At 43.0% G+C, this 2,644-nt stretch carries 3 protein-coding genes; all 3 read left to right on the forward strand.

Annotation, left to right across the window (positions count from 1 at the left end):
* The first annotated feature begins 86 nt into the window (after positions 1 to 86).
* A complete protein-coding gene (locus tag IQ264_RS32120; RefSeq protein ID WP_193986776.1) occupies positions 87 to 926 on the forward strand; it encodes an alpha/beta fold hydrolase in 840 nt (279 codons plus the stop codon).
* Between the two features lie 39 nt (positions 927 to 965).
* Positions 966 to 1,418, forward strand: coding sequence for a photosystem II protein PsbQ (gene psbQ / locus IQ264_RS32125; RefSeq protein ID WP_193986778.1), 453 nt, complete (start codon positions 966 to 968; stop codon positions 1,416 to 1,418).
* 117 nt (positions 1,419 to 1,535) lie between these two features.
* Positions 1,536 to 2,618 carry an NAD(P)/FAD-dependent oxidoreductase gene (locus IQ264_RS32130; protein WP_193986780.1) on the forward strand — a complete coding sequence of 361 codons (1,083 nt, stop codon included), beginning with the start codon at positions 1,536 to 1,538 and terminating at the stop codon, positions 2,616 to 2,618.
* The last annotated feature ends 26 nt before the right edge of the window (positions 2,619 to 2,644 follow it).

Below are 2,644 nucleotides of genomic sequence, written 5' to 3' on the forward strand. Positions count from 1 at the left end.
CTGCCCCTCTGCCCCCCTGCCCCTTGTCCCGGAACACCCTTGAGAGGTAAGCTCAGACAACCTCTAGCTGCAATAGGATCGATCGAGTGACCACGAACGAAGAAATAATCGAAGTAGGTTCCCTCAAGTGGTTTTATCGGGAAGCAAAACCCTTGGGCAGAAGCGACAAACTGCCAGTATTGCTGTTACATGGTATACCGTCCCAAAGCTTCAGTTGGACACAAGTAATGCCAGCATTAGCAGATAAAGGATACACAAGTATTGCTCCAGATTGGATCGGTTGTGGCCTTTCTGCTAAACCAGACCGTCGGGACTTTGCTTACACGCCCGATGCTTTTATTCAAGCTTTAACTGAATTCATTGAAACTCTGAAATTAGAAAGATTCTCGTTAGTTGTCCAAGGATTTTTGGGTTCTGTGGGCATTCAATACGCCCTGCGTCATCCTGAAAAAATTGAAAGGTTGGCAATTTTGAGCGCTCCTATTTCTCCAGAAGCTAAGTTACCTTGGAAATTACAACAGTTGGGATTGCCATTTATAGGTGATATGCTGACCCAAGACCCTTTGTTAGTCGATCGAACTTTAGAAGGTGGCAGTCGTTATGGCATCTCAGACGCAGATTTAGATGTCTATCGCCGTCCTTTCTTAAAAAGTTCTGATGCGGGTCGCAGTTTGTTAGCAACGGTGAGAAACCTGCAATTGGCTCAAACAGGGGCAGAAATTGCGGCTGGGTTAAGCCAATGGGAACAGCCGACTTTGATTGTTTGGGGTATGAAAGACCCTTGGTTGCCTGTTTCTCAAGCGGAACAGTTAAAAGCTGCGATGCCCAATGCAGAATTGGTCAAAATAGAGGAAGCGGGGCATTATCCTCAAGAACATTGGTCAGAAAAAGTAAGTGATGCACTAATTGGGTTTCTGCGCCGCTAATATTTTTAAGGATGTATTTTGTAACTTTGCAACAAAAAAATGTTCAAGGCACGTTATCGGTCTATTCTGGCAATCATTCTGGCTTTTGTAGCGACAGTTCTAGTTAGCTGCGGTGGAGCTCCCACAGCCACTAAGCCACCTACTTACACTCCAGCACAAATTGAGCGAATTCAGCAGTATGCTTCTGACTTGGAAAAAGTTCAGGAACGACTGCCAGAATTAGCCAAGCTAATCCAAGATGAAAATTGGACTTTTGTCAAGAATTTCATTCGTGGGCCATTGGGTGAATTGCGGACAAATTTGAGTTTTGTGGAACGCAATTTGCTGCCTAAAGATAAGACAAAAGTCCATGAAACTTCCCAGGAGTTAATTGAAGGTTTGATCTTAATTGATGAAGCTGCTGATAGCCGCGATTATAAAAAGGCTATCCGCAATTTTGGCGTTGTCCAAAGAGAATTGCGATCGTTCTTAGAATTAACTCCTCAAGCGTAGTCTATCCTTGAGTTTGGTAGTAGGTAGTAGGTAATAGGTAGTCGGACAGGGGAAAATCATCCCATTACCAACTACCAACTACCAACTACCAACTACCTATTACCAATTTTCAAAGTTATGGTTAAAGTTGCAATCATCGGGTGCGGAATTATTGGCGCAACAATTGCATACGAACTCAGTTTAGTTCCTGAGTTAAATGTGACAGTTTTAGAACAAAAAGCACCAGCGCAAGGTGCGACGAGTGCAGCCTTGGGCGTGTTGATGGGAATTATTAGTCACAAAGTTAAAGGAAGTGCTTGGCGACTGCGCCAAAATAGTATACAGCGTTATGAAACTTTAATTCCTGAGTTAGAAAAAAGTTTAGGGCGGCAAATTCCTTTTAATCGTCAAGGAATTCTTTTGCTTTGTCTGGAAGGGGAAAATTTGGCGAGTTGGGAAGAGTTAGCAGAAGTTCGCCGTTCTCAAGGTTTTAGTTTAGAAATTTGGGAGTTAGATAAAGTAAACGCTAATTGTCCGCAGTTGAATTTAGAAAGAGTAATTGCTGGGGTTTATTCGCCCCAAGATAGACAGCTCGATCCTACTGCTTTAACTTTAGCGTTAGTAGATGCGGCGGCAAAAAATGGAGTAAATTTTCAGTTTGGTGTAGATGTTTTGGGAATAGAACCTTTATCAAATGGTTGGCAGATCAAAACCCAAAATGGTAATTTAGAAACTGATTGGTTGGTGTTAGCATCCGGTTTGGGTTCTTCTTTACTAACTAAATCACTTTTACATCAAATTGATGTTAGACCTGTTTTAGGTCAAGCTTTACATTTAAGATTAGATAATCCTTTAGGAAATCCCGATTTTCAACCAGCAATTACAGCTAATGATGTGCATATCGTACCTGTTGGTGGGGGAGATTATTGGGTAGGTGCAACGGTAGAATTTCCGGCTGATGGTTATCAGGTAGAACCGGATGCTAGTAAATTGGAATTGGTAAGACAGGAAGCGATCGCATTTTGCCCAGCTTTAGCCAATGCTACTATTATTAAATCATGGCTGGGTTTGCGCCCCCGTCCCGAAGGAAGACCAGCACCAGTTATTGGCAATTTACCCGGTTATAACAACATTCTTTTAGCTACTGGTCATTATCGCAACGGCATTTTATTAGCACCATCAACAGCCCAAGCAATTCGTTCCGCAATTGCGGGCTACTAGGGACTGGGGACTGGGAGGAAGTGGGG

The organism is [Phormidium] sp. LEGE 05292 (genome assembly GCF_015207735.1).
Taxonomy (GTDB): Bacteria; Cyanobacteriota; Cyanobacteriia; order Cyanobacteriales; family Aerosakkonemataceae; genus Floridanema.